The sequence below is a fragment of the Halosaccharopolyspora lacisalsi genome (assembly GCF_014137975.1).
Lineage (GTDB): Bacteria > Actinomycetota > Actinomycetes > Mycobacteriales > Pseudonocardiaceae > Halosaccharopolyspora > Halosaccharopolyspora lacisalsi.
In genome coordinates this window covers 583,063-606,908 of record NZ_JACGWZ010000001.1, presented here as the reverse complement: position 1 = coordinate 606,908, position 23,846 = coordinate 583,063, and the positions used below count along the sequence as shown (strand labels likewise).

Annotated in this window: 23 protein-coding genes; 2 read left to right on the top strand and 21 right to left on the bottom strand. The window is 68.7% G+C overall.

The window, feature by feature from the left end:
• Window positions 1-52: 52 nt before the first annotated feature.
• From dprA to ftsY, 21 genes are all read right to left on the bottom strand, one after another.
• Complete coding sequence (dprA, locus tag FHX42_RS02965) at window positions 53-1,207, bottom strand: DNA-processing protein DprA (protein ID WP_182542607.1); 1,155 nt, start codon at window positions 1,205-1,207, stop codon at window positions 53-55.
• Window positions 1,204-2,721, bottom strand: a complete 1,518-nt coding sequence (locus tag FHX42_RS02960; protein ID WP_182542606.1) for a YifB family Mg chelatase-like AAA ATPase — start codon at window positions 2,719-2,721, stop codon at window positions 1,204-1,206. The genes dprA and FHX42_RS02960 overlap by 4 nt, the downstream gene beginning before the upstream one ends.
• 1 nt (window position 2,722) lies before the next feature.
• Window positions 2,723-3,124: a YraN family protein gene (locus tag FHX42_RS02955; RefSeq protein ID WP_182542605.1), complete on the bottom strand. Its 402-nt coding sequence runs from the start codon at window positions 3,122-3,124 to the stop codon at window positions 2,723-2,725.
• Window positions 3,125-3,412: 288 nt separating this feature from the next.
• Complete coding sequence (locus FHX42_RS02950; protein WP_182542604.1) at window positions 3,413-3,736, bottom strand: DUF2469 domain-containing protein; 324 nt, start codon at window positions 3,734-3,736, stop codon at window positions 3,413-3,415.
• A 33-nt stretch (window positions 3,737-3,769) separates the two neighbouring features.
• Window positions 3,770-4,528: a ribonuclease HII gene (locus FHX42_RS02945; protein WP_182543467.1), complete on the bottom strand. Its 759-nt coding sequence runs from the start codon at window positions 4,526-4,528 to the stop codon at window positions 3,770-3,772.
• A complete protein-coding gene (gene lepB, locus FHX42_RS02940) occupies window positions 4,528-5,475 on the bottom strand; it encodes a signal peptidase I (RefSeq protein WP_182542603.1) in 948 nt (315 codons plus the stop codon). Before lepB ends, FHX42_RS02945 begins: the two co-directional genes overlap by 1 nt.
• A 317-nt stretch (window positions 5,476-5,792) precedes the next feature.
• Window positions 5,793-6,152, bottom strand: coding sequence for a 50S ribosomal protein L19 (gene rplS / locus FHX42_RS02935; protein WP_182542602.1), 360 nt, complete (start codon window positions 6,150-6,152; stop codon window positions 5,793-5,795).
• Window positions 6,153-6,512: 360 nt separating this feature from the next.
• On the bottom strand, window positions 6,513-7,271 hold the full coding sequence (trmD, locus tag FHX42_RS02930) for a tRNA (guanosine(37)-N1)-methyltransferase TrmD (protein ID WP_182542601.1): 759 nt from the start codon (window positions 7,269-7,271) through the stop codon (window positions 6,513-6,515).
• A 34-nt stretch (window positions 7,272-7,305) separates the two neighbouring features.
• Window positions 7,306-7,854 (bottom strand): ribosome maturation factor RimM, encoded by a 549-nt coding sequence (gene rimM, locus FHX42_RS02925; protein WP_182542600.1) that lies wholly within the window; start codon window positions 7,852-7,854, stop codon window positions 7,306-7,308.
• 8 nt (window positions 7,855-7,862) lie between these two features.
• Window positions 7,863-8,102 carry an RNA-binding protein gene (locus FHX42_RS02920; RefSeq protein ID WP_182542599.1) on the bottom strand — a complete coding sequence of 80 codons (240 nt, stop codon included), beginning with the start codon at window positions 8,100-8,102 and terminating at the stop codon, window positions 7,863-7,865.
• Window positions 8,099-8,548 (bottom strand): 30S ribosomal protein S16, encoded by a 450-nt coding sequence (gene rpsP, locus FHX42_RS02915; protein ID WP_182542598.1) that lies wholly within the window; start codon window positions 8,546-8,548, stop codon window positions 8,099-8,101. Before rpsP ends, FHX42_RS02920 begins: the two co-directional genes overlap by 4 nt.
• 198 nt (window positions 8,549-8,746) lie before the next feature.
• On the bottom strand, window positions 8,747-9,514 hold the full coding sequence (locus tag FHX42_RS02910) for a CPBP family intramembrane glutamic endopeptidase (RefSeq protein WP_182542597.1): 768 nt from the start codon (window positions 9,512-9,514) through the stop codon (window positions 8,747-8,749).
• Window positions 9,515-9,620: 106 nt separating this feature from the next.
• Window positions 9,621-10,388, bottom strand: a complete 768-nt coding sequence (locus tag FHX42_RS02905; RefSeq protein ID WP_182542596.1) for a CPBP family intramembrane glutamic endopeptidase — start codon at window positions 10,386-10,388, stop codon at window positions 9,621-9,623.
• 180 nt (window positions 10,389-10,568) lie between these two features.
• Window positions 10,569-11,642 carry a metal-dependent hydrolase family protein gene (locus FHX42_RS02900; RefSeq protein ID WP_182542595.1) on the bottom strand — a complete coding sequence of 358 codons (1,074 nt, stop codon included), beginning with the start codon at window positions 11,640-11,642 and terminating at the stop codon, window positions 10,569-10,571.
• Window positions 11,643-11,651: 9 nt separating this feature from the next.
• A complete protein-coding gene (gene ffh / locus FHX42_RS02895; RefSeq protein WP_182542594.1) occupies window positions 11,652-13,214 on the bottom strand; it encodes a signal recognition particle protein in 1,563 nt (520 codons plus the stop codon).
• A 122-nt stretch (window positions 13,215-13,336) separates the two neighbouring features.
• Window positions 13,337-15,055, bottom strand: a complete 1,719-nt coding sequence (locus FHX42_RS02890; protein ID WP_182542593.1) for a DEAD/DEAH box helicase — start codon at window positions 15,053-15,055, stop codon at window positions 13,337-13,339.
• A gap of 295 nt (window positions 15,056-15,350) precedes the next feature.
• Window positions 15,351-15,938: an AAA family ATPase gene (locus FHX42_RS02885; RefSeq protein ID WP_182542592.1), complete on the bottom strand. Its 588-nt coding sequence runs from the start codon at window positions 15,936-15,938 to the stop codon at window positions 15,351-15,353.
• A gap of 419 nt (window positions 15,939-16,357) precedes the next feature.
• Window positions 16,358-16,696, bottom strand: coding sequence for a P-II family nitrogen regulator (locus FHX42_RS02880; protein ID WP_182542591.1), 339 nt, complete (start codon window positions 16,694-16,696; stop codon window positions 16,358-16,360).
• Entirely contained in the window at window positions 16,693-18,003 is a 1,311-nt protein-coding gene (locus FHX42_RS02875) for an ammonium transporter (protein WP_182542590.1), read from the bottom strand. Before FHX42_RS02875 ends, FHX42_RS02880 begins: the two co-directional genes overlap by 4 nt.
• A 143-nt stretch (window positions 18,004-18,146) precedes the next feature.
• A complete protein-coding gene (locus FHX42_RS02870; RefSeq protein ID WP_328795866.1) occupies window positions 18,147-19,388 on the bottom strand; it encodes a CynX/NimT family MFS transporter in 1,242 nt (413 codons plus the stop codon).
• A gap of 66 nt (window positions 19,389-19,454) precedes the next feature.
• Window positions 19,455-20,984, bottom strand: a complete 1,530-nt coding sequence (gene ftsY / locus FHX42_RS02865) for a signal recognition particle-docking protein FtsY (RefSeq protein ID WP_182542589.1) — start codon at window positions 20,982-20,984, stop codon at window positions 19,455-19,457.
• 82 nt (window positions 20,985-21,066) lie between these two features.
• Here ftsY and FHX42_RS02860 point away from each other — a divergent pair, with 82 nt between their 5' ends.
• Window positions 21,067-22,323, top strand: a complete 1,257-nt coding sequence (locus FHX42_RS02860; protein ID WP_182542588.1) for an anhydro-N-acetylmuramic acid kinase — start codon at window positions 21,067-21,069, stop codon at window positions 22,321-22,323.
• Window positions 22,302-23,813, top strand: a complete 1,512-nt coding sequence (locus tag FHX42_RS02855; RefSeq protein WP_182542587.1) for a sodium:solute symporter — start codon at window positions 22,302-22,304, stop codon at window positions 23,811-23,813. The genes FHX42_RS02860 and FHX42_RS02855 overlap by 22 nt, the downstream gene beginning before the upstream one ends.
• Window positions 23,814-23,846 lie beyond the last annotated feature (33 nt).

Sequence of the window (23,846 nt, the reverse complement as noted above, 5' to 3'; positions counted from 1 at the left end):
CGCCACGCGGTCGGAGTGACCACGGAGCGGCTTGCGCACCGACAGGTAAGGCTCACGGGGCGCATCGTTGCCAGCCTCCTTCGGACTGTGTGACGAAGCCGGCCATTTCCAGTGCGGGAAGCAGGGCTCGCACTTGACGCAGGGACAGGCCGGAGTCCCGGGCAAGTTGCTCCGCGCTCGCCGCCCCCGCACCGTCCAGGGCGTCGTGGACCTGCCTCGCCCGCTGTTCCAATCGATCGGTGGTCCGCGAAGGGCCACCGACCTCGGTCGAGGCGGCCGTACCCAACGGGCTGACGACCTCGATGATGTCATCGGTCCTGGTCACCAGGATCGCCTTACCCGAGCGCACCATCGCGTGGCAGCCGACCGAGCTCGACGAGGTGACCGGACCGGGAACCGCCATCACCGGCCTGCCGAGAGCCTCGGCCGTACCCGCCGTGTTGCCGGCACCGCTACGAGCTCCGGCCTCGACGACGACCACTCCCGCTCCCAGCGCAGCGATCAGTCGATTACGCACGAGGAAGCGGTGCTTCCGTGGCGGTGTTCCCGGCGGGTACTCGCTGATCACCAAGCCCTGCTCGGTGATCGAGCGCAGCAGTCGACCGTGGCCGGCCGGATAGTCCACATCCACGCCGCAGGCCAACAGGGCCACGGTCGGCTTTCCCGCCGTCACCGCACCTCGGTGTGCCGCTCCGTCGATGCCGTAGGCGGCACCGGAGACCACCGTGTGCCCCGCCGAAGCCAACCCGTACCCGAATTCGGCCGCGAGAGCTTCCCCGTAGCCGGAAGCAGCTCTGGCTCCCACGACCGCCACGGACGTGTCCACGGTGACTCCGACCGAGGCGGCACCACGTACCCAAAGGGCGATCGGTTCGGCCACCTCCGCGAGCCCCACCGCCGTGGCCTCGGCGAAACAGGAAAACCGCTGCCGAGGCCACTCGTGTTGTTCGGGAACGACCAGCCGGACACCGTCCTCGCGCGCCGCCTCCAGTGTTCGTCGTCCTCGAACGTGCTCGCGCCTGGCCTGGACCTCGTCGAACACCCTGGACGGTAACCGTCCCCGGTGAACACGGTCGGCGGCGAGCAATGCCCCGTGCTCGGCGATGAACTCCACGAGTGCCGGTGCGGGTGGTTCGGCCACCGCGGACAGATAAGCCCGTGCCACCAGCAGGGCTTCCTCGGCCGAGTCGTCCGCCCCCGTGTTCATACCGACCTCCGATCCCGGAATTCCAGAGCGGCGGCCACGTGGTCGGCATCGGGGCGCACGCTGCCGTCGAGATCGCTCAGCGTCCAGGCGACCCGCAGACACCGGTCTGCTCCCCGCGCGGTCACCGCTCCCGTCTCCAGTCCACGATCCAGCAGCGCCGTCGCCTTGTTCGGCAGGGCGTATTCCTTGCGCAACACGGGACCGGGCACCTCGGCATTGGTGTTCCAGCCGTGCTCCGCCCAGCGTTCGGCGGCTTCGGACCGAGCTCGTGCCACACGCTCGCGCACCACCTCGGTCGATTCCGGATCACCACCGGCGGACAGGCTCATGGCCGTGATCGGACGCATCCGCACGCGCAGATCCACCCTGTCCAACAGCGGTCCCGACAACTTGCCCAGATAACGGCGGCGGGCCTGGGACGGGCACTGGCAGTCGATATCGCGGGCCGGGGCGCAGGGACACGGATTGGTGGCCAGCACCAACTGGAACCGTGCCGGATAGCGCAGCGTGCCGTCACGGCGGCACAACCGGACCTCCCCGTCCTCCAGCGCCGTGCGCAGCGCTTCCAACCTCTTGGGCCCGAATTCGCAAGCCTCGTCCAACAGCAGCACACCGTGGTGAGCGCTGCTGAGCGCTCCCGGTTTGGCCATCCCGACACCACCACCGACCAGTCCGGACACCGAGATCGAGTGGTGGGGAGCGACGAACGGCGGACTACTGATCATCGGCGCCTGCTCCGCGAGCTGACCGGCCAGCGAACGGATCGCCGTGACCTCCAACGCGGCCTGCCTGCCCAGTTCGGGCAGGAGTCCGGACAAGCGCCGAGCCAACATGGTCTTTCCGGTACCCGGCGGACCGACCATCAACAGGTGGTGCCCACCCGCCGCCGCCACTTCCAGCGCCCAGCGAGCTTCGGGCTGCCCGAGTACGTCGGCCAGCTCGGGAACGTCCTCCGTCTCCGGAGTCGACTGCCACGGCGGCTCGTCGTCGAGATCGCTTTGCTCCCTGGCCCAGGCGATCACCTCGCGCAGGTGGGATGCTCCGAGTACCTCGATTCCGCCGACGAGCCGGGCTTCGGCAAGCCCCTCCACCGGGACGATCGCCCGTTCCATACCCGCGCGCCGGGCCGCGATCAGGCCGGGAAGCAGTCCCGGCACCGCACGGATGCGCCCGTCCAGTGCCAGTTCCCCGAACAACACGGTGCCGAGCAGCCGGTTCGACGGAACCTGTTCGGCTCCCGCGAGTACCGCCATCGCCAAGGCGAGATCGTAGGAAGTACCGTTCTTGGGCATCGCCGCGGGCGACAGCGCCAGAACCACACAGCTCTGCGGCCATTCCTCCTTGCAGTTCTGGATCGCCGAGCGCATCCGGTTCTTCGACTCCTGCAGGGCCGCGTCGGGCAGTCCCAACAGCTGAACGCTCGGCAAGCCACCGCTGCGGACATCGGCCTCGATCTCGACCACCACCCCGTCGACGCCGAACAGCGCCACGGCCCAGGTGTGTCGCAGTGCCATCTCACAACACCTCCGCGCGATGGTCGATGCGCACCGGACCCTCCGGAGGCCACAACACGGAAATCACATCGAAGCGAACCTGGCACCACCGCACATCGTGCTCGGCCAGCCAGGCACGGGCCAGTTCCTTCAACCTCCCCGCCTTTTCCGGGCCCACCGCCTCCAGCGGACTGCCGTAGTCGACTCCCGAACGCGTCTTGACCTCGCACACCACCACTTTCCGAGCGTCGGTGGCGACGATGTCGATTTCTCCCAGCCGACACCGCCAATTCCGCGCGAGCACGACGAGTCCGTGCTGCTCCAGGTACCGGGCGGCCAAGGACTCACCCGCCCTGCCCAGCGCATGACGCCGCCCACGGGTGTCGTCGTCGGACAGCTTCCCGAGAAAGGGTTTCCCCGTCATCATCGCTCCCGTCGCATTCGATTGCCCGACAACCAATCTGCCCGCGATCGGCCGCGAAATCCAGGAGTCCCTTTTCGGCCTGTGGACAAACCCTTCTCCTGTGAACAACCAGCACGACCCATTCCAGCCGAATAAGCTGGATTCAGCACGATCGGGTGGAATCACCATCAGTGCCGACTACCGTGTGCAGCAAAAGCACCCGCACTGATGAAAAAATCCCTCGACGCCCAGCGTCGAGGGATTCAAAAAAACGCGAAAAGGTAACGACCGACAACGCGGTCCAACGGCTCACCCGCCGAACGGTCCGTCATCGGGGAGGCGAAGATCCGGCTTGTCCAGCTCCTCGACGTTGACGTCCTTGAACGTGATGACCCGCACGTTCTTGACGAACCTCGTCGGCCGGTACATGTCCCACACCCAGGCGTCGGACATGGCCACCTCGAAGTAGACCTCGGTGTCGGAGTTGCGCACCTGGACGTCCACGCCGTTGGCCAGGTAGAAACGCCGCTCCGTCTCCACGACATAGCTGAACTGGCCGACGATGTCGCGATACTCCTTGTAGAGCTGCAGCTCCATCTCGGTCTCGTACTTCTCGAGGTCTTCGGCGCTCATCGGTGCGTGAGCCTTTCCACGTCGCTGGTCCGTCTACCGCTCCTCATTATCCCCCACATCGTCCCTGTCAGCATCGAACAATCCGGGCTTACCGGTGATCTCGCGCGGTGGACGCATACCGTGTCTGCGCGCTGCCTCGGCGACGTTGGAGTAGCACCACCGATGCTGCGGGGTCGGCCCGTGCTGGTGCAGCTGGCGCGTGTGCGCGGGCGTGGAGTAACCCTTGTGCTGGTCGAAACGGTACTGAGGCGAGCAGACGTGCAGATCCGCCATGATCCGGTCGCGGGTGACCTTCGCCAGCACCGACGCCGCGGCGACGCAGGCGGCGGCCCGATCGCCTTTGGGTACCGCCACGCTCGGCGCGGCCAGCCCGGAGACCCGGAAACCGTCGGTGAGCACGTACCCGGGATGCACGGCCAGTGCGGCCACGGCCCTGCGCATCCCCTCCAGGTTCACCCGGTGAACGCCGGCGGCATCGATCTCCTCGGGGGCGACGACGATCGTGGACCAGCTCGACGCCCGTCGCGCGATCAGCGCGAACAGGCGTTCCCGTTGCTCGACCGACAGCAGCTTGGAGTCGGTGAGCTCGTCGAAACGGCGTGCGTCACCGGGCTTGAGCACACACGCGGCCACCACCAGGGGACCCGCACACGCCCCTCGCCCGGCCTCGTCCACTCCGGCGACGGGGCCCAGCCCCCGACGATCGAGCGCGCTCTGCAACGCCCAGTTACCCGTACTTCGTCGGATCACCGTCCGGGGTGGGCGCAGTTCGGCGAACGTCACCGCCACGATCAGTAGTACTCCCGCACACGACGAACGTCAGCAGCGTCGAAAAGTCGGCGATTCACCCGCATCACCGGCCACACTAGCGCGAACCCCACTCCGGCGGGCAGTCCCGGCATGCTGCCGGTGGCTCCCAACGCGGTCGTCTGCGGGTTCGCCTCGGTAATACCACCCCAGCGCGTGGGCGGGAGCACCCGGAACTGCGCCTTGCCGATCACGTCGTCCAGCGGCACCGCGCCCCGGACTCCACCGCCACCCTGCACCCGCGAGTCGGCGGAGTTGTTGCGGTTGTCACCCATCATCCACAGATGGTTCTCCGGCACCGTCACCGGTCCGAAGTCCATCTGCGTGTGGGGCTTCCCCCCACCCCAGTGGATGTAGGACTCGTGCAGCGGATCGCCGTTGACCGTCACCCGGTTCTGAGCATCGCAGCAGGCCACGGTCTGTCCCTCGGTGGCGATGACCCGCTTGACGAAGTCCTTCTCGTTGGGCGCGGAAAAGCCCAGCAGCGAGCCCACCTGCCGGAAGAAGCCGGAGACGGGGTTGCTCGGTTCCGTGCTCCCCAGTTCGTTGGGCATCCAGGTGTCCGGTCCCCGGAACACGACCACGTCACCGGGCGCCGGGTCGGTGAACCGGTACGTGATCTTGTCGACGAGGATGCGGTCGTTGGTGCAGTTCTCACAGCCGTGCAGGGTGTCTTCCATCGACTCCGACGGGATGACGTACACACGAGCCACGAACGCCTGGATCAGGACCGTCAGCACGAGCGCGGTGACGACCAGGATGGGTAGCTCGCGCCAGAAGGACCCCTTCTTCTTCTGTCGCTTCTTCCTCCCGTGCCCGGAAGCTTGCTGATCGGAGTGGTCACCGGACCGCTGCTCGTCGGCTCCGTGCTCCGCACCGCTGTTGTCCTGAGGTTCTTCCTCTGGTCCTGGGGAACGCATGACGTCGGCCACCGGGCCAGGCTACTCGACTTCGAGCGGAAAACACCGAGTACCCCGCTCGGACTCCGGGCGGGGTACAGGATGCCCGAAACCTCCCCGAACGCCCCGTGACGTGCATTTTTCTCACCTTCGGGCAGCCCCGGAGACCCGGTCGTGATCGGTCGAACGGCATTCGACCGCCGCCGGTACGCCGGGGCCGAATCACCAGATTCACCCGAAAGAGGCTCCCCGAAAGCGACCCGTCCGAAAGCTCGACACACCGGGCGCGGACATGCGTAACGGCCCGGGCCGGGCCCGGGCCGTCAACATACTTCTCGGGGAGAAGCGGGTCAGGAAGCCTTGACGGGCTCCCGACGCTCCCTGATCTTGGCGGCCTTGCCGCGCTTGTGACGCAGGTAGTACAGCTTCGCCCGCCGGACGTGACCGCGCATGGAAACTTCGAGCTTGGCGATGTTCGGGCTGTGCACCGGGAAGGTGCGCTCCACGCCGACACCGAAGGAAATCTTGCGCACGGTGAAGGTCTCCCGGATGCCTCCGCCCTGACGGCGGATGACCGTGCCCTGGAAGACCTGAACGCGCTCGCGCGAACCCTCGATGACGCGGACGTGGACCTTCAGCGTGTCGCCAGGCCGAAAGGCGGGGATGTCGGAACGCAGCGACTGGGCGTCCAGAGCGTCCAGGGTGTTCATCGGTGGTCCGTCCTCATCCGTGTCGTTGACCGTTCACCGAAACAACGATCTCGTTCCGGTGAGCCGACACCTCGTGGTGCGGCATCGACCCACCCGGAGCACGTGGCGTGCCTCCGCGTGAGCCTCTCCTGGCAGTCCCCGGATCCTCGTTGGGTCTTCACCGGGTGGCCTGCACGGCGTTTATCGTCGCCCCACTACAGGGGGAGGACGCCTGCCGTAGCAGGTAAGAACAAGTGACCCCCGGATCGGATACCTTGCCGCAGCTGCCACAAAATCTGCCACAACTGCCGTATCTGACCCGCTCGGGTGTTTTCCTTCGCCGAGCAGCATATCAGGACCCGAGAGCGCCTCGTGGACGGGTTACCGATCGTCCTCGGTAGGCAGCTCGTCGAGGCGCGCGCGGTCGGCACGATCGAGTTCGTCGTCACTCAGCGCTTCGAGCAGGTCGGGACGACGTTGCCAGGTCCGCTCCAGCGCCTGGTACCTGCGCCACCGGTCGATCGCCGCGTGGTTGCCGGAACGCAGCACGTCCGGAACCGGCAGGTCCCGCCATGCCTCCGGCCGCGTGTAGCACGGCCCCTCGAGCAAGCCGTCCGAGAACGAGTCCTGCTCGGCCGAGGCCGGATTCCCGAGCACGCCCGGCAGCAACCGAACCACCGACTCGATCATGGTCAGCGCGGCGACCTCACCCCCGACCAGGACGTAATCTCCGATGGAGACCTCCTCGACGGGCATCCGCCGGGCGGCGTCGTCCATCACGCGCTGGTCGATGCCCTCGTAGCGCCCGCAGGCGAAGACCAACCACGGTTCCTCGGACCACCGCACGGCGGTTTGCTGGGTGAACGGACTTCCGGCCGGCGTGGGCACCACCAACCGTGGTGGCGAGTCCGAACCCGCGCACACCTCGTCCAGTGCCTCACCCCACACCTGGGGTTTCATCACCATGCCGGGACCGCCGCCGTAAGGGCTGTCATCGACCGCGCGGTGCACGTCGTGCGTCCAGCCACGCAGGTCGTGGACCCCCACGGAGATCCGTTCCCGCTCGATGGCCTTGCCCAGCAAAGCCTCACGCAGCGGGGCCATGTAGTCGGGGAAGATCGTGATGACGTCGATGCGCATGGACACCCCTCAACAACCGATGCCGACCGAGGGGTCACGCCTCGTCGAGCAATCCTTCCGGAGGATCGACGACGATACGTCCCTCGTCCGGGTCGACTTCGGGCACGATCGCGGACACGAACGGTACGAGTACCTGACCGCCCCCGCTCGTACGCACTTGAAGCAGCTCCCCCGCGGGGGAGTGCAGCACCTCGTCCACGGTGCCCACGACACCGCCGTCGGTCAGCACGACCCGGAGCCCTTCCAGTTCGTGGTCGTGGAACTCCTCCGGGTCCTGGGTCGGTTCCAGCTCCTCGGCCGCCACGGTCAGCAGCGCGCCCCGCAGCGACTCCGCTGCCTCACGGCCCCCGATGCCCTCGGCGTACACCAGTTGCCGCCCGTCATGAGGACGGGCGGCAACCAGTGTGAGTGTTTCGGGATCGCTCGCGCGGGCGGCTCCGCCGCGCCGCACGCCCAGCACCGCGCCGGGCACGAACCGCTGTTCGGGGCTGTCCGTACGCACTTCGACGACGAACTCGCCCCGGACACCGTGCGGCTTGACGATTCGACCGACGACGAGTCGGCGCACGTCCTGATCGCTCATAACGACGTTCAGCGATCGGTGTCGATCACGTCCACCCGAACACCTCGGCCGCCGACACCCGACATCACGGTGCGCAGTGCCGTCGCCGTCCGTCCCCCGCGACCGATGACCTTGCCCAGGTCGTCCGGGTTGACGTGGACTTCGAGGGTGCTACCGCGACGGGAGGCGACCGACTGCACACGGACCTCGTCGGGATTGTCGACGATGCCGCGCACCAGGTGTTCGAGTGCGTCCACGAGGACTGTCACGCCTGGCCTTCCTCGGACTTCTGCTCGCCCTCGGCCTTGTCGCCCTCGGCCTTCTTGCCGCCACCCTTCTTCTTCGGGGTGGTGGCCTCGAGGCCGGGCTCCTCGCCCGCGGCGGCCAGTGCCTCGTTGAACAGGTCCTGCTTGCTCTTCTTCGCGGCAGGAGTGTTCAGGTGCCCCTCGGCGCCGGGCAGACCCTTGAACTTCTGCCAGTCACCGGTGGCCTCCAGGATGCCCTGGACCGGCTCGGTCGGCTGCGCGCCGACGCTCAGCCAGTACTGCACGCGCTCGGAGTTCACCGAGATGTGGCTCGGGTGCTGCTTGGGGTGGTACTGGCCGATCTCCTCGATCGCACGCCCGTTACGGCGGGTACGGGAATCGGCAACGACAACGCGGTAGTGCGGTTCCCGGATCTTACCGAGCCGCATCAGCTTGATCTTAACAGCCACGGGTGGTGGTGCTCCTCGGACTCTCGTTCGTCACAGGGTGAGGATTCCGGACCCGCGTGGGGAAGACGGGGGGAAACACTCGTACTTCGACAAGCCACGAAACGGTGAGAGGGCCCGATCCGCGGCGAACAACTCCCCATTGTGCCAGAGGTGCCCCACCGGGGGTGCACCGGTGGGGCCCGGCTCGCTCCCGAACGGTCAGGCGGGCAACAACCCCAGTGACATGAGCAACAACCCCAGCGCGGGGAGGAAGTTGTTCACCTGGTGAGCGACGACACTGGCGATCAGGCGGCCGGTGAGCAACCGGGCCAGCCCGATGGGCAGCGCGATCACCAGCAACAACAACGTGCGCGAGGGTTCGAGGTGGCCGATGGCGAAGAGCGCTGTGCTGAGCAGGAACACGGTCAGCTGCTTGAAGCGGAGCTGCTCCATCGCCCCCCAGAGCAGACCGCGGTACAACAGCTCCTCGCAGAACGGGGCGACCAGCCACACGTGCAGGAAGACCACGACGGCCACGACGGGAGGCAGCCGGACACCATCGAGCAGGCCACCGATCGCGGAGCTGGCCTGCGGCCCCATCCAGCGGGTCCACAGCATCGTGGCCAGCGTGGTGACCACCAGTCCGCCCACTCCGATCCACAATCCGGTGCGCACGTCGGAACGCCGCCACTGCAACCCGAAGTCCTGGCGAGGGCCGTTGCCCCGCACCAGGGGCACGATCAACGCCACCACCGCGGCCAACACCGTGGGCAGTATCAGGGTCAGCATCAGCGCGAACCCGATCGCGCCGGCGTCGTCACCGGGGTTCTCCAGGGCCGCCGCCAGCGTCACCGACACCAGCACGAACACGGCTTCGGCCAGGAAGAAGGCGCCGAAGCCCCAGCTGTGGGCACGCCGCCCGTCGGAATCGTCCGCACGCACCGCAGGCGTGTGTTCGGCGGGCTCGGGCGGTTGCGGTGCGTTCAACGGGCGCCTCCGGCTGACCGAACATCGAGGAACCGCCCGGTCCGTGGGACCCCGGCGGTGGAAATGCCAGATTACCCATGCGAACGGCCCTGAGCATTCACGTTGCTCAGCCTGCCGCCAGGAAGATCGCCAATGCCGGGATGAGGTTGTTCGTCGCGTGCGCGATCACGCTGGCGCTCACCCGGCCGGTGATCATTCGCGCGAGCCCCATCGCGATGCCACCGGCGAACAGTATGGGCATCCGCCAGGGCTCCATGTGCATGAAGGCGAAGAACAGCGCCGTGATCAGCAGAACGGCGTAGCGAGGCAGCCGGTAGTGCTCCAGCGCGCCCCACAGCGCTCCGCGCACGAGCAGTTCCTCGGTGAGCGGTGCTCCCAGGAACGCGAAGAGCGCGAACAGGAACAGCCACACGGTGCGCTCGTTTCCGAGCAGGCCGGTGATACCGCTACCGGCGGGAGGCTGGCCGGAGAGACTGATCAGCACCAGCCCCAGCAGCCACGACGCGAGCAGCGCGGCGGCTCCGCAGAGCACGCCGACCCGCACGTCCCGCCACTTCGGCACGATGCCGAAATCGGACCGCAGCCCGTTGCCCGAGCGCCACGAATAGACCGCGGGTGCCAGCCCGAGCAGGACGTTGGGGGCGAAGGACAGCAGCAGCAACGGACCCAGCTGCGGAGGGTTCGCCGCGTCGAAGCCCCCCACGTGTGCGGAAATCAGGGCACTGAGGATGAACGAGCCGAGGTAGTACCCGCCGTAGCCGATGAAGAACGCCGCGAATCCCCAGGCCAGGCTGCCGCGACGAGCCGCTTCCAGCTGTCCCTCCCAGAAACGCGGATGCAGTTCCGGATCCCGGGTGTCCTCAGCCGCACGCATGGGCTTGCCATAGCTCAGCCAGGACGGACCCGACGCGTGCCCCGGAACGTGACCCACCGGGTCGCCGGATGAAGGTGGCACCGATTCCCCCTGGTCGTACCGGGGAGGTTGCTCGTTCGGTTGCCCCACTGCTGCGTCTCCGTTCGGCGTATCCTGGACGGTTCTTCAGGCCACGACTGTTCAGGCCACGACGTCGCCGTCCAGCACGATCCGTCGTGGATGGCGCAGTGCGGCCGGATCCTTGCGCGGGTCCGAGTCGTAGCAGACCAGGTCGGCCACGGCCCCGTGCTCCGGACCGGACCACCCCAGCCACTCGCGGGCCGACCAGGATCCTGCCCCCAGGGCCTGCTCGGCCGACATGCCCACCCGGGTGAGTGCGAGGATCTCGTCGACCAGCCGCCCGTGCTCGATGCCGCCACCGGCGTCCGTGCCCGCGTACACGGGCACCCCGGCCTCGACGGCCCTGGACACGGTGCGGTCACCGGCCCGGTACAGCTCGGTCATGTGCGCGGCGTAGCGCGGGTACTTGGTCGCCGCCGCCGCGAACGACGGGAAGTTCTCGATGTTGATCAGTGTCGGGACCAGGGCGGTACCCTGCCGCGCCATCAGGTCGATGGTGTCGTCGGTGAGCCCGGTGCCGTGCTCGACGCAGTCGATACCGGCGGCGAGCAGCCCGGGCAGGGCGTCCTCGCCGAACACGTGCGCGGTGACCCGTGCGCCACGCTCGTGGGCGGCCGCGATCGCCTCCGCGAGCACGTCATCGCTCCACAGCGGGGCCAGGTCCCCCACGGAACGGTCGATCCAGTCGCCGACCAGCTTGACCCACCCGTCTCCGTAGTCGGCCTGTGCGGCCACGGCCTCCGGAAGCCGGGTGGGGTCCTCCAGCTGGTCGGCCAGGCCGGGGATGTAGCGCTTGGGCCGGGCCAGGTGCCTACCGGCACGGACGATCCTCGGCAGGTCGGCACGATCCCGCAGCGGCCGCGTGTCCACCGGCGCACCGCAGTCCCGGATCAGCAGCGTCCCGGCGTCCCGGTCCGTCTCGGCCTGGGTCACGGCCTCGTCGAGCTCGACCGGACCCTGCGGACCGACACCGACGTGGCAGTGCGCGTCGACCAGACCGGGCAGCAGGTAGCCGCCGTCGAACACGGTCGACGCACCGGGAACCGGTTCGTGACTGATCACGCCGTCACGTACCCAGAGATCCCGGTGCTCACCGTCGGGCAGGACCACTCCGCGCAGGTGCAGGGCCGTCATGGCGAACGCTCACTTCTTTTTCTTCTTGGTACCGAAGTCGAGCTTGGACGGGTCGAAACCCGAGGGGAGCTCGTTGAGACTGCCCTGGAGCTGCGCCGGGTCGGGGGTGTTGCCGCCACCGGAACCGGGCATCCCGCCGGGCGGAAGGCCGGGCATCCCACCGGGCATTCCGCCGCGCGCCGCCTTCGGCGGCGTCGGGCCCTTGTTCTTGCCCTTCTTGCCCTTCTTGCCCTTCTTGGTCTTGCGGGTGCCCCCGCCACCACCGCCGCCGAACTGCCCGGCCATCTGCTGCATCATCTTGCGGGCTTCGAAGAACCGGGTGACCAGATCGTTGATATCGCTGATCTTGACGCCGGAACCGGCCGCGATGCGTTGCCTGCGGGAGGCGTTGATGATCTTCGGGTCGGCCCGTTCCGTCGGCGTCATGCCCCGGATGATCGCCTGGACCCGATCCAGGTGGGCGTCGTCGAACTCGGAGAGCTGGTCCTTCATCTGATTGGCGCCGGGCAACATCCCGATCAGATTCTGCAGCGGCCCCATCTTGCGGACCGCCTGCATCTGCTCCAGGAAGTCCTCCAGGGTCATCTCGCCCGTGCCGATCTTCTGCGCCGCCTGCTCGGCCTGGTCGGCGTCGAAGGCCTGCTCGGCCTGCTCGATGAGTGTGAGCACGTCGCCCATGCCCAGGATCCGGCTGGCCATCCGATCCGGATGGAAGACGTCGAAGTCCTCCAGCTTCTCGCCGTTGGAGGCGAACATGATCGGCTGTCCCGTCACGTGCCGGACCGACAGCGCCGCACCACCGCGCGCGTCACCGTCGAGCTTGGTCAGCACCACACCGCTGAACCCGACACCGTCGCGGAAGGCCTCCGCCGTGCTCACGGCGTCCTGCCCGATCATGGCGTCGACGACGAACAGGGTCTCGTCGGGAGTGACGGCGTCGCGGATGTCCGCGGCCTGCTGCATCAGCTCCTCGTCGACACCCAGCCGGCCCGCCGTGTCGATGATGACGACGTCCTGGTGGTTCCGCTTGGCCTCGTCGATGCTGCGGCGGGCCACGTCGATCGGATCGCCCACGCCGCTGCCCGGTTCCGGCGCGAACACCGGAACCTCGGAGCGTTCGCCGACCACCTGCAGCTGGGTGACGGCGTTCGGCCGCTGGAGGTCGCAGGCCGCCAGCATCGGCGTGTGGCCCTGACCGGCGAACCAGCGAGCCAGCTTGCCCGCCAGCGTGGTCTTACCGGAGCCCTGCAAGCCGGCGAGCATGACGACCGTCGGCGGGTTCTTCGCGTACTCCAACCGGCGGCCCTCGCCGCCGAGAACGCTGACGAGCTCCTCGTTGACGATCTTGATGACCTGCTGGGCCGGGTTGAGCGCCTGGGAGACCTCGGCACCCTTGGCCCGGTCCTTGACACCCGCGATGAAACTGCGCACCACGGGAAGCGCCACGTCGGCTTCCAACAGAGCAACGCGGATCTCCCGCGCGGTGGCGTCGATGTCGGCGTCGGACAGCCGTCCCTTGCCACGCAGGTTCTTCAGGACCGAGGTGAGCCGGTCGGAAAGAGTGTCGAACACGGGTTCACGGGCTCCAGAGTCGTGGGTGTAGCACTGCGAGGGTAACCGCCCGACGGGGTTTTTCGTCAGGGAAGCGACGATCCACCCCGCCACGCGATCGGGCGATGACCGCGGCCGTCAGCTCAGCCGCGCTCGCGAGCGGGTCGCTTGTTCTCGGCGGGACGCGGGGAGTTGCGACCCTTGCGGTGCGGCTTGGGCTTGTCCCGCCCCGACCGGCCACCACCGCCGCCGCGCTCGAGAACCTCACCCTCGGCGCGGCTGATCCGCAGTCCCCGGCCGGCGACCTGGGTCTTGCTCAACTTGCGCAGCATGTCCTCGGGGATCTCGGAGGGCAGCTCGACGAGGCTGTGCTCGTCGCGGATGTCGATGTGACCGATCCGCTTGCTGGACAGGCCGCCCTCGTTGGCCAGGGCTCCCACCAGGGCACCGGGGGTCACGCGGTTGCGGCGGCCGACCTCGACGCGGAACACGGCGCTGTCCGAACCGGTGATCTCCCTCTCCGGTGCGCGACGCTGCTTCTCGACCGGCTCGGGGTCCGGCTGCAGCAGCAGGGGCTGGTCGCCCTGGGCCATGCTGGCGAGGGCGGCGGCGATCTCGGCGGCGGGCACGTCGTGGGTACGCTCGTACTCCTCGACGAGCCCCTGGAACACCGAGAGCCCGCCGGACTCGAGCTTGTCGGTGATGTTCTGGGCGAACCGCGCGAGTCGCTGGTCGTTGACCGCGTCCACGCTGGGCAGCTCCATCTGGGTGATGGACTGCTTGGTGGCCTTCTCGATCGAGCGCAGCATGCCGCGTTCCCGCGGGGACACGAACAGGATCGCCTCGCCGCTGCGCCCGGCCCGGCCGGTACGGCCGATGCGGTGCACGTAGGACTCGCTGTCGTGCGGGATGTCGTAGTTGAGCACGTGCGAGATGCGGTCGACGTCGAGCCCGCGAGCGGCCACGTCGGTGGCCACCAGGATGTCGGTGCGACCGTCCCGCAACTGCCCGATGGTGCGCTCACGCTGGGCCTGGGCGATGTCGCCGTTGATCGCGGCGGCGCTGAATCCGCGCGCCCGCAGCTTCTCGGTCAGCTCCTCGGTGAGCTGCTTGGTCCGCACGAACACGATCATCGCGTCGAACGTCTCGACCTCGAGGATGCGGGTGAGCGCGTCGAGCTTGTGCACGCCGCGCACCGGCCAGTAGCGCTGGCTGATGTTCGTGGCGGTGGCGGTCTTGTTCTTGACCGAGATCTCCGCCGGGTTGTTCAGGTAGGACTGGCTGATCTTGCGGATCGCGTTGGGCATGGTCGCCGAGAACAGGGCGACCTGACGCTTCTCCGGCACCGACCTCAGAATCCGCTCGACGTCCTCGATGAAGCCCATGCGCAGCATCTCGTCGGCTTCGTCCAGCACGAGGTTGGTCAGCTCGGACAGGTCCAGCGAGCCGCGGTCGAGGTGGTCGATCACTCGGCCGGGGGTGCCCACGATTACCTGCGCACCGCGCCGGAGTCCGGACAGCTGCGGACCGTAGCTCTGGCCGCCGTAGATCGGCAGCACGTGGAAACCGGGCAGGTGAGCGGCGTAGCGCTGGAACGCCTCGGCCACCTGGATGGCCAGCTCCCGGGTGGGGGCCAGCACCAGTGCCTGCGGTTTCTTCGCCTCCAAGTTCAGGTTCGACAGGATGGGCAGGGCGAACGCGGCGGTCTTGCCGGTGCCGGTCTGCGCCTGGCCCACGACGTCGCGCCCGGACAGCAGCGTGGGGATCGTCTCGGCCTGGATCGACGAGGGGGTCTCGTAGCCGAGCTCGGTGATGACCTGGAGGACGCGGGAGTCGAGATCGAGGGAGTCGAAAGTGGACATGCTGTGGATGAGTCTCCTCAAAGTGGTCGCTGCGGCTGAAGGGACGCGAAACGGCCCTGCACCAACGTCCACTGGAAGGATCAGCAACAGTCAGGTCCGAGCGCAGCACCACCTGTCGGGGTTGCGCTGCTCGCGCTAGTCAAGCCGCGCACACCTGCAACGCACACACTGTTGCCAGTCACTCGCAGCTCGATATCTCAGCCAACCGCGCCGGACACTTTCCGGCACGCGCTCCATCAGGATAGCGCGCCCCCGAATCCCCCCATGCCCCCCGCCCCGCCGGAAGCGACGTATCTCACTGCGCGACGTCCAGTTCGACACCGGAATCGAGGTCCTCGCGGGTGAAAACGTGGACCGTGTTCCATCCGCGCAACCGACATCCCCTGCGCAACAGACTCTGAACCCGGTCGGCGTGCCGCACGTGACGCACGAAGGAGTGCGCGCGGATACGGCGTCCGCGCGCGTACTGACCGGCCAGGGCCTCGACGGCGTCCACGTGCAACCACACCAGCACCCGCTGCCGCCGCGTCAGCAACGCGATCAGGAGCAGCATCACGCGAGTCGTGGGGCGGGTCGAAGGCTCGTGTGCGATGACCGGAGAGGCGGCAGCGGCGCAGTACCAGGCGATGCGGGCACGGTGAATGCAGTGCACCACGGCCCGGTAACTGCCGTACGGCACGCTCCGTGGAAGCAGTGAACGCACGGCCCCGCGGACCTGTTCGGAGTCGAGCACCGGGACGGTTTCGGAGGCGTACAGCTTGTGCAGCACGGTGCTCTTGCCCGCGCCGGGCAGACCTGCGAAAACAACGAGGTCGCAGCGGCCGACCCGCACTCGTGGCGGTGTCGGCTCGGCCGAGTTGACGGTCGCCTCCGAAGTATCCATGTAACGTTTAGGCTACGCGCGCCATGATCTTCACCGCTCGTAGCTCCGGACAAAGCGGTCGAAACGATCCAGCCGGCTTCCGGGATGGCCCGCCCCCCTCGACGGGCCATCCCGGCACCGGTCCCCCGGACGCGATGCCGACGTCCCGGCACCTTCCCCGCCCGACCCCCAGAACGGGCGGGGACTCCCCTGCCGGCTCCTCCTCATCGCGTCGCGTCCCGAAGTCTGCCGCCTCAGCGGCCCGTACGAGACCGTGAAGCCCCCTGGATGCATCTGCGTAGTGCTACGCAGATCCCCCTCGTCACCGCTGCGTAAACCTGCCCACTGCCGGGAGCGGAGCCGACGGCACCGCACCGAAAAAAGTGGGCACGGGCCTGCTCGGCCCGTGCCCACTTCGCGAGCCGTCCTGAAACGGCTCTTCACAGCGCTTCGACGCCGGTCTCTCCCGTCCGTACCCGCACGACGGTCTCCACCGGTGCGACCCAGACCTTGCCGTCTCCGACCCTGCCGGTGCGGCCGGCCGTGACGATGCCGTCGACGATCCGCTCCACGTCCGGGTCGTCGGCGAGGACCTCGATCCGCAGCTTGTCGAGGAAGTCCACCGAGTACTCCGCGCCCCGGTAGACCTCCTTGTGTCCCTTCTGACGCCCGTAGCCCTCGACCTTGCTGACCGTCATTCCCAGCACACCGAGCCGTTCCAGCACGTCCTTGAGCTCGTCCAGCCGGCTGGGCTGAACGATCGCGGTCACCAGTTTCACGATTTGTTGCCCTCCAGTTCGTGTTCGACGGACTCGCGGAGCCGGGAACGCTGCGACAGCGCGTGCTCGTCACCGAAGTGGTAACCGGTCTCGGCGTGCTGCCGCTCGTCGATGCCATCGGCCTCGTCGGCGGCACCGACCCGGAAACCGACGGTGGCCTTGATCACCCAAGCGATCAGCAAGCTGACCACGAAGGAGTAGACCAGCACCGCCACGGCTCCGACCGCCTGACGCCACAGCTGGTCGAGACCACCTCCGTAGAGCAGTCCGGCCACGCCCTCCGGTGCGGCCGGAGCGGCGAACAGCCCGACCAGCAGGGTGCCGACCACTCCGCCCACGAGGTGGACACCGACGACGTCGAGGGAGTCGTCGTAACCGAAGCGGTACTTCAGGCTCACGGCCAAAGCGCACACGCCTCCCGAGAGCACGCCGATCGCGATCGCCCCCAACGGAGTCACCGACGAGCACGCCGGGGTGATCGCCACGAGGCCGGCGATGATGCCGGATGCGGCGCCGAGCGTGGTCGCGTGGCCGTCGCGGAGGCGTTCGACCAGCAACCACCCGAGCATCGCGGCGCTGGTGGCCACCAGCGTGTTGACGAAGGCCACGGCGGCCGTGTGCCCCGCGGCCAGCGCCGAACCACCGTTGAAGCCGAACCAGCCGAACCACAGCAGCCCGGCCCCGAGCACGACGAAGGGCAGGTTGTGCGGCTTGCCCATCTCCCGCGGCCAGCCACTGCGCCTGCCCAGGACCAGCACCAGCGCCAGCGCCGCGGCGCCCGCGTTGATGTGTACGGCGGTACCTCCGGCGAAGTCGATCGCCGCGAGCCGGGTGGCGATCCATCCTCCGGACTCGCTCAGGTCGAAGACCCAGTGGGCGGCGGGGAAGTAGACCAGCGTCGCCCACGCTCCGCCGAACAGCAGCCAGGGGCCGAAGCGCGCCCGATCGGCCACCGCCCCGGAGATCAGCGCCACCGTCAGGATCGCGAACATCGCCTGGAAGGCCGCGAAGGCCAGTGTCGGAACGGTGTCGGAAACCTCATCGGTGCCGAGCAGTCCGCCCATGCCGAAGAACTCCGTCGGTGCTCCCAGCAGTCCGAGCCCGCCGAGATCCGAGCCGAAGGCCGTCGAGTACCCGTAGAGCACCCACAGCACGCCGACCACGCCCATGCTGCCCAGGCTCATCATCAGCATGTTGAGCACGCCGCGCGAGCGCACCATTCCCCCGTAGAAGAACGCGAGTCCCGGTGTCATGAGCATGACCAGCGCCGCACTGACGAGTACCCATGCGGTGTCGCCTGAATCCACCTTGCCTCCCTTGCCGACCGAGCCATCAGGGCCAGGTCCACACCTTCGGGCACCGGTGTTTCGAGGCGAGGTTGTCGCTGTTGCGGCGCCGTGAATCCCCGCACCACGTTCGTGAAGTCCCCGTTTCGCCGGTCAACGGCGTGTTACGCGGTGTTCTCCGGCTGCCGGACGGAGGGCACCTGAGCGGGGCGTCCGGCGAAGAGCCCGGCGACGAGTTCCACCGCACAGCCGAACAGCAACAGGATCAACGGGACGGTCCAGCTTCCCGTCAGCGAGTACACCAGCCCCATGGCCAGCGGGCCGACGGCGGCGATGAGGTACCCGGCTCCCTGCCCCATCGCCGACAGCGCGGCCGTGGTGTCGCTGTCCGGGGACCGCAGGCCGAACAGCGTCAGCCCCAGGCCGAACGCCGCGCCCTGGGCCACCCCGAGCAACACGGTCGCCGCCCAGACGCCGCCGGGAACGGGACCGACGACGATGCCGGCGAAGCCGAGCGCCGTCAGCACCGCCACCACCGCCGCGATCGGCCGCTGATCACGCAGTTTCCGGCACAGCACCGGTACGGTCAGCGACCCGAGCGCCTGCACGGCCGCCTGCACGCCGAGCAGCACCCCCGCCGAAGCCGGGTTCAGTCCCCGACTCAGCGCCATCGAGGGCAACCAGCCGAACACCACGTAGGCCATCAGCGACTGCATGCCCATGAACGCGGTGACCTGCCAGGCCAGCCGGTCACGCCACAGTGCACCGGGACGTGCCGCCGGACTTCCCACGCCCGAACGTCTGCGCAGCACGAACAGGCTGATCACGAGGGCCAGCAGGACCGGCGCGGCCAACAGTCCCAACGGTGCCCGCCACGGTGATCCCAGCATCCCGCCGAGCGGGACGACGATGCTCGCCGCGGCGGCGCCACCCAGCGTCAGGCACATCGTGTACACGGCGGTGACCAGCGGAATGCTGTGCGGGAAGTCCCGTTTGATCAGCCCGGGCAGCGCCACGTTGGCCACCGCGATCCCGGCGCCGACGACCACGGTCCCGGTCAGCAGCGACCACGCCGACCCGACCGCCCGCACCGCGTTTCCCACCAGCAGCACGACCAGGCAGCCGAGCAGCACCCGCTCGTCGCCGAAGCGCCGCCGCAGTCCGGGAGCCAGGAAGGCGAAGAGCCCGAGACAGACCACCGGCAGGGTGGTGAGCGCACCGCCGAACGCGGTGGACAACCCCAGGTCGCGGAGGATCCGCTCCAGCAGCGGGGCCACGGCGGTCACGGGCGGCCGCAACGCCAGGGCCACGAGCACGATCAACACCAGGGTGATCACCGTGGTCGTTCCCGCTCGGGAGGCGGGACCGCGAGTGACCGTTGACGGGGCGTCCGACTCCGCGCTCACCGGTGTTCCCTCCGTCGGGCGAGGCTGGGCACGATCACCGACCGTACCGCCGAAGCCGCGGTGGAATCACCCCAGCAGGGCGTCGACGAAGCCTTCGGGTTCGAACGGAGCGAGGTGATCGGCTCCCTCGCCGAGGCCGACGAGCTTGACCGGGACACCGAGCTCACGCTGCACCTGGAAGACGATGCCTCCCTTGGCGGTGCCGTCGAGCTTGGTGAGCACGATGCCGGTGACGTCGACGACGTCGGAGAACACGCGGGCCTGGGTGAGTCCGTTCTGCCCCGTGGTGGCGTCCAGCACCAGCAGCACCTCGTCGACCTGAGCGCGCTTCTCCACCACCCGCTTGACCTTGCCGAGCTCGTCCATCAGCCCGGTCTTGGTGTGCAGCCGCCCGGCGGTGTCGACGAGTACCGCGTCGACACCGGTCTCGGAGCCGCGCTGGACGGAGTCGAAGGCGACGCTGGCCGGGTCGGCACCCTCCTCGCCGCGCACCGCCTCGGCGCCGACGCGCTCGCCCCAGGTGGCGAGCTGCTCCACCGCGGCGGCGCGGAAGGTGTCGGCGGCGCCGAGCAGGACGGTGCGTCCGTCGGCCACCAGTACCCGGGCCAGCTTGCCGGTCGTGGTGGTCTTGCCCGTGCCGTTGACACCGACCACGAGCACCACGGCGGGCTTGCCGCCGTCCGCGGGGTCACCGTGCGGCAGCGCCCGCACCGAACGCGACATGGTCGGGTCCAGCGTGTCGATGAGCACTTCGCGCAGCAGCGCCCGCACCTGCTCGGGGGTCCGCACGCCGCGAGCCGCGATCTCCGAGCGCAGCCGCTCGATGATCTCTGTCGTGGTGGCCGCGCCCAGGTCGGCCATCAGCAGGGTGTCCTCGATCTCCTCCCAGGAGTCCTCGTCGAGGTCACCGGCACCCAGCAGGCCGAGCAGGCTCTGGCCGAAGGTCGAGCGGGACCGCGACAGGTGGCCGCGCAGCCTTTCGAGTCGGCCCGCGGTGGGCTCGATCTCCTCGACGGGTTCGGGCGGAGCGGTCGGTTCGGCCTGCTCGGGCGGAGCCGTGGGAGCGGCCTCCGGCTCGGCGGGCTCGGCCGGCGCGGGGGTTTCGGGGGGCGCGGTGGTTTCGGGCGGCTCGATCGTCGTCGGGCGCTCGTCCTGCGTGGGAATCTCCGTCACGGACTCGACGACGGGTTCCACGCTCTCCGTCGCGGTGGTGTCGGACTCCGTCGCGGAGCTCGTGGGCGCGGTCTCGGTCGTGGACTGCTCCGGCAGCGGGACGTCCACGATGTCGCGGCGCTCGGCGTCACGCGGCACGGCCGCGTCGTCCCCGACGCCCGGCTGGCCCTCCACCTCGGTGCGTTCACCGGCCGGGGGCTCCGGCGGGGCGGCGGTACCGGTACCACCGCTGGACAGACTGATCCCGCTCTCGGTGCGGTAACCGCCCGGACCGGCTTCCGTGCTGTCGGTTCGCTCCTCGGACCGGCTCAGGCTGATCCGCCTGCGGCGGTTCAGCGCCACACCGCCGACGATGAGCAGGCCGAGCACGATCAGCGCGACGACAATGATCAGGATCACGTTCGTGGTGGTCACGCCGTCCATCGTCGCACCTCGGACCGCTGCTGCCAGCGCGGACCCAGGTGAGCGATTAACCAACTCTTGACCTATGTGCTTATATCTTTCCATGACGGTGGAGCACGCCACACCCGCGAGCGGCGTTCGGGTGTTGGGACTCATGTCGGGCACGTCGATGGACGGCATCGACGTGGCCGCCGCGGACCTGCGGCTGCGCGGGGAGACCGTCGAGCTGAGTCCGCTCGGCCACACCGCGGTCACCTACCCGTCGCGGCTGCGCACGCGCCTGATGACCGCCGTGGCCGGGGAAGCGTGCGGCGCCGGGGAACTGTGCGAGCTCGACACCGGGGTCGGCCGGGCCTTCGCCGAGGCGGCCCGGCACGGTGCCGAGGCGCTGGCGGGCGGACGAGCGGAGCTGGTGGCCTCCCTGGGCCAGACGCTGCACCACTGGGTCGAGGACGGCCGCGCCCGCGGGACCCTGCAACTCGGCCAACCAGCCTGGATCGCCGAAACCACCGGGCTTCCCGTGGTCGCCGACCTGCGCGCTCGTGACGTGGCGGCCGGAGGACACGGCGCGCCGCTGGCCGGTGTCCTCGACGCGCTGTGGCTGGCGCCCGGGGCGGGAACGGTGACCATCGCGCTCAACATCGGCGGAATCGCCAACATCACCGTGGTCGGCGGGGACCGACCGCTGGCCTACGACACCGGGCCCGGCAACGCTCTCATCGACGTCGCGGCGACGACGGTCACCGGAGGCCGGGCCACGCAGGACACCGGTGGGCGCCTCGCCGCCGGGGGCCGGATTCGCACCGACCTGCTGGAGGAGCTGCTCGCGGACCCCTACTTCGAGGCCCCGCCGCCGAAGTCCACCGGCAAGGAGCACTTCAACGGGGACCATCTCCGGCGAGCGCTCGACAGGGTCGGTGAGGTCGACGACTCCGACCTGCTGGCCACGCTCACCGAGCTGACGGCGGTCACCGTCGCCGCGGCCTGCGTCCGGCACCACCCCCGCGAGGTCGTCGCGTCGGGCGGCGGGACCGGCAATCCGGTGCTGATGGCCGCCCTGCGCCGCCGACTCGCCGAGCACGGCACCGAACTGGTGCTCAGCGACGATCACGGGCTGCCCACCGACGGCAAGGAGGCCTACCTCGCCGCCCTGCTGGGCTTTCTGACCTTCAACGGGCTGCCCGGCAACGTTCCGGGAACGACCGGCGCGCGTGAACCGCGCTCGCTGGGCAGTATCACTCCCGGGACGACACCCCTGCGCCTGCCGCGACCGGCCGCGCAGCCGGTGCGGTCCCTCCGCGTGACCGACCACGACGCCGACGACGAGCAGGAGGCGCCATGCGCATCGCCGACCTCATAGTGATCGTGCTCTACCTGTTGGCGATGCCCGCCGTGGGCGTCCTGCTCAGCGGGCGACAACGCACCGCGCGGGACTACTTCGTCGGGGACCGCAGACTGCCCTGGTGGGCGGTGTGCTTCTCGGTCGTGGCCACCGAGACCTCCACCCTCACCGTGATCAGCGTGCCGACGGTGGCTTACCTGGGATCGTTCACCTACCTGCAGCTGGCCTTCGGTTACCTGATCGGGCGGGTCGTGGTCGCGTTCGTGCTGCTGCCCCGCTACTACGCGGGAAACATGATCAGCGCCTACGCCTTCCTCGGACAGCGCTTCGGATCCGGCATCCAGGGAACCGCCTCGGTGACGTTCCTGATCACGCGACTGCTCGCCGACGGGTTGCGGCTGTTCGCCACGGCGATCCCGGTCAAGGTCATGATGGCGTCCTTCGGCGTGAACGTCTCCTACTGGCAGATCGTGGCGGTGCTGTCGCTGCTGACCGTGATCTACACCTACCTCGGCGGGATCAGGGCCGTAGTGTGGGTGGACGCGATCCAGATGCTCGTCTACGTCGGCGGATCGATCGTCGCCGGCGCCATTCTGTTCGGCGAACTGCCCGCCGGATGGTTCGGCGAGGCCATGGCTCAGGGCAAGTTCCAGCTCTTCGACTTCGAGTCCTCCGTGATCACCAACCAGTACTCGGCGGTGACCGCCATCGTCGGCGGTGCGGTGTTCTCGATGGCCTCGCACGGTACCGACCAGCTCATGGTCCAGCGGCTGCTGTCCTGCAAGAACCTGCGCGACAGCCAACGCGCGCTGATCACCAGCGGCATCGTGGTGGCACTGCAGTTCGCCCTGTTCCTGTTCATCGGCTCGATGCTGTGGGCGTTCTTCCAGGGCGCCGACCCCTCGACCCTGGGCATGGCCAGCGACGACGAACTGTTCCCCCGCTTCATCGTCGAGCAGCTGCCCCCGGGACTGTCCGGAATCCTGATCGCGGGCATCCTCGCCGCGGCGATGAGCACGCTGTCGTCCTCGTTGAACTCGCTGTCGACCTCGACGGTCAGCGACCTCTACCAGCGCATCACCAAGCACGAGCTCGACGACGCCACCGTGCTGCGCCAGGGCAAGCTCTGGACCGTGATCTGGGCGGCGGTGTTCATCGTGTTCGCCTCGCTGTTCAGCAGCACCGAGAACCCCGTGGTGGAGGTCGGGCTGGGAATCGCCAGCTACACCTACGGTGCCCTGCTGGGCGCCTTCCTGCTGGGGCTGCTCGTGCGCCGAGCGCGGCAGAGCGACGCCGTCGTCGCCTTCGTGGTCACCCTGCTGGTGATGCTGTACCTGGTCGCCGGGGTGACCTTCCCCAACGGCGAGGGCGGTCGGGATCCGCTGGCGTTCCCCTGGTACACCCCGATCGGCGTGATCATCACGCTGCTCGTGGGGGGACTGCTGTCGCTGCGGCACCGCTCGAACCCGCCGCAGGAACCCGTCTCGCTCGAGTCCGAGGCAGTCTGACCTCCGAGGCACCCGACAATGGCCTCGAGGCGG